The sequence below is a fragment of the Brachyspira pulli genome (assembly GCF_036997785.1).
Taxonomy (GTDB): domain Bacteria; phylum Spirochaetota; class Brachyspiria; order Brachyspirales; family Brachyspiraceae; genus Brachyspira; species Brachyspira pulli.
The window spans coordinates 1-2,818 of record NZ_JAWLQI010000123.1; the positions used below are offsets into that span (position 1 = coordinate 1).

At 23.6% G+C, this 2,818-nt stretch carries 2 protein-coding genes; one reads left to right on the top strand and one right to left on the bottom strand.

Translation table 11 applies throughout. From position 1 onward, the window contains the following. Positions 1–502: 502 nt before the first annotated feature. The gene (locus R4K56_RS14590; protein WP_335773196.1) at positions 503–1,333 is read right to left on the bottom strand and encodes an SAVED domain-containing protein; all 831 of its coding nucleotides are present in this window, start codon (positions 1,331–1,333) and stop codon (positions 503–505) included. Positions 1,334–1,680: 347 nt separating this feature from the next. On the opposite strand from R4K56_RS14590, the gene R4K56_RS14595 reads away from it, so the two are divergent. After that, positions 1,681–2,484 carry a class I SAM-dependent methyltransferase gene (locus R4K56_RS14595; protein WP_335760386.1) on the top strand — a complete coding sequence of 268 codons (804 nt, stop codon included), beginning with the start codon at positions 1,681–1,683 and terminating at the stop codon, positions 2,482–2,484. The last annotated feature ends 334 nt before the right edge of the window (positions 2,485–2,818 follow it).

A 2,818-nucleotide genomic window follows, 5' to 3' on the forward strand; every position in this document is an offset into this window, starting at 1 on the left:
TTGTTTAGGTATATACTGAAAATTTTTAAGTTTGTCATTTTTTTAGTAAACTTTTTCCCGCCGCACACGCTCTGCGGACTTCGTCAAAGTAGCTATATCCTTGACAGGCTCGGATACACTTAGCGAAAACGCAATTGCTATAACTTTATATTTTAAGAATATTTATCAAATATGGTGTAATACCCTAATTTTTGGTAAAAAATGCAGTTGTTTTGGTTCTTTTATACCAATAAAAGAACTGGGGTATGGGGCAAAGCCCCAAATATTAAAAACAAAATATAAATTTATTTTTGACAAAGTATATTTGTTTAGGTATATATCAATCAGCTTTTAAACTTTTTATAATTGTATACCTACTCTATTATGCAATTATAAAAAGTTTTTTATTATATAAAAATAAATTTTTTGAGATTAATATAAATTAATAAATATATTTATTATAATACTAAACATTAAATAAATTAATATTCTAATAAATTGCTATTAAGTATTGCACCGAGTTCTATCTATTATTATCGCTGCTGTAATTATATATATAAAAGTTTAAATGGTCATATTTATCATCAGCCATTTTTTGTCCTACATATAAAAGTCCATTAGCAGGTATCGAACTTAATATATGCACTTCTTCTAATGTTTTATATTTAAGAATATCATTAAAAATTTCATCTATTTTCTTAGTGAATACATCATAACATCTTTTATTTACTAAACTTTTATGAGAATGTTCTTCCAATATTATTTGATGTGTTATTGTTATGATATTGCTGTATGAATAATCGAAACCTTTATTAATAATCAAATTCTTATCGTCTTTATAAACTTGTTCTACACCTTCTATATTAGATTGACCAGATAATATTATTCCTATTGGGTGATTAATATTATCTATTCTCATAATATTAGATTTACTCTTTATAAAACTTGTTAATTCAGGAGAATCAATTTCTATATCTTTAAATCCCCAAGATGTTGAATCCTTAGGTTTTGGTAAGAAAGTAAAATCATATTCATATTTTTTTAATATATAAGCTATAGAAACAAGTATACTATTTTGAGCTATTGCATAAAGAACTATTTTATTATCTTTGCTTATATTATTTTCTTTGAATTTTGATAATATTATATTTTTTAATTTCTTTATAACATTATCTATTGTATTTTGCTGTTCATTTTTATAATTTTTATATTCTTTATCCAAATCTATATCTAAATCTATATGAGGCATTTCTCCAAAGTTTTGAAAATTACCTCTTATAGAATGAGATATTTTTATTCTCTTTATATTATCGCTTTCACTTATATAATCAAATAATTTGTTATTCTCTTTTATGTTTTACTCTCTTAATTTATATATTATTTAAATGAAAATCAATATAAAAATTAATTATAAAAAAATATTATAAAAATATTTTCGTAATATTTATTCTATTTAATAGAACAAATTATATATTGAAATGATTTTAGTTAGTACTAATTGTACATTTACACTTTTACTAAACATATTCAAGTTTATCGATGATATAAGTTTTTTTATGAAGTTGCAGTAAAAAAGTTGATAATTCTATGAAATTCATAAGTTGACAAACTTAAAAATTTTCGGTATACTATATTTTATTATGTATGGCATTATTTAATAATAATATAAAGCCAAGGCGTTTTCAGTAAAAGTAGGTATTTATGTATAAATTAATAGTAGATATAATAGCTAGATTAATATTTGTAAGAAAATATAGAGAGCAATTTTTAAAAAATGCTTTTAAAAAAGATAAATATAAATATAAATGTAATATATGTGGAAATATGTCTGTATTTTTAATGGCTGGGGCTAATCCTTTATCAAATAAGAAATGTTCTATATGCGGTTCTACTGAAAGAAACAGACTTTTATATATGGCTTTAGAAAATTACTATTTTATAGATGATAGATTAGATAAGAATATCAAATTATTACATACAGCACCTGAAGAATGTATATATAAAGCTTTATCAAAAAATAAAAATATAGAGTATTACCCTACTGATATATCTCCTAATTTATATCCTAATGTACCTTGTATAGAAGCAGATGTTACAAATCTGCCTTTTGATGATAATTATTTTGATTTAATATTATCAGGGCATGTCATAGAGCATATAGAAGATGAAAATAAAATGTTGTCTGAATTTAATAGAGTTTTGAAAGATGACGGTACAATTTTTTTATCGTTTCCATATTCACCTCAGTATAAAAAAACTTTTGAAGATTCTTCTATAAATACACCGTATAAAAGAAAGAAAAAATATGGTCAATCAGATCATGTAAGACTTTATGGACTTGATGCTATAGATAGATTTTCTAAATATTTTGATGTTAAGATAATTAATCCTGAAGATATAGCTGATAAACAAACTATAAAAATGACAAGTTTAGATCAAACTTTGTATGTATCATTAAAATTTTCTTTGAAAAATATGCTTATGATTTTGACTAAGAAAAAATGATAAAAATTAGGAATATACCTAAATAACTATATTTTATCAAAAATTATTTTCTTATTTTTGTTATTTTGGGACTCCGCTCTATTTACTACGTCCACAAGTTCTTTTTCGACCGTAGGAAGTGCCTGTGGCGTGCAGTGGGAAAAAGAACCAAAAAGTGCAAGTATAAAATTAGTACTAAATAATACTAAAATTGTTTTACATGTAATATAAATTATCAATTTAAGCTAAAATATAGCCCTTTTGCTTCTTTGTGGCAATACTTACAATACTTCCTTGGTCGCAAAAGAAGTGGGGTGCGAGGCAAAGCCCTGCAGATATTTAAAATTTAAAAAAA

Excerpts from the sequence above, each read along its gene's own strand:
- R4K56_RS14595 (WP_335760386.1), top strand. The coding sequence starts at position 1,681 with ATGTATAAATTAATAGTAGATATAATAGCTAGATTAATATTTGTAAGA.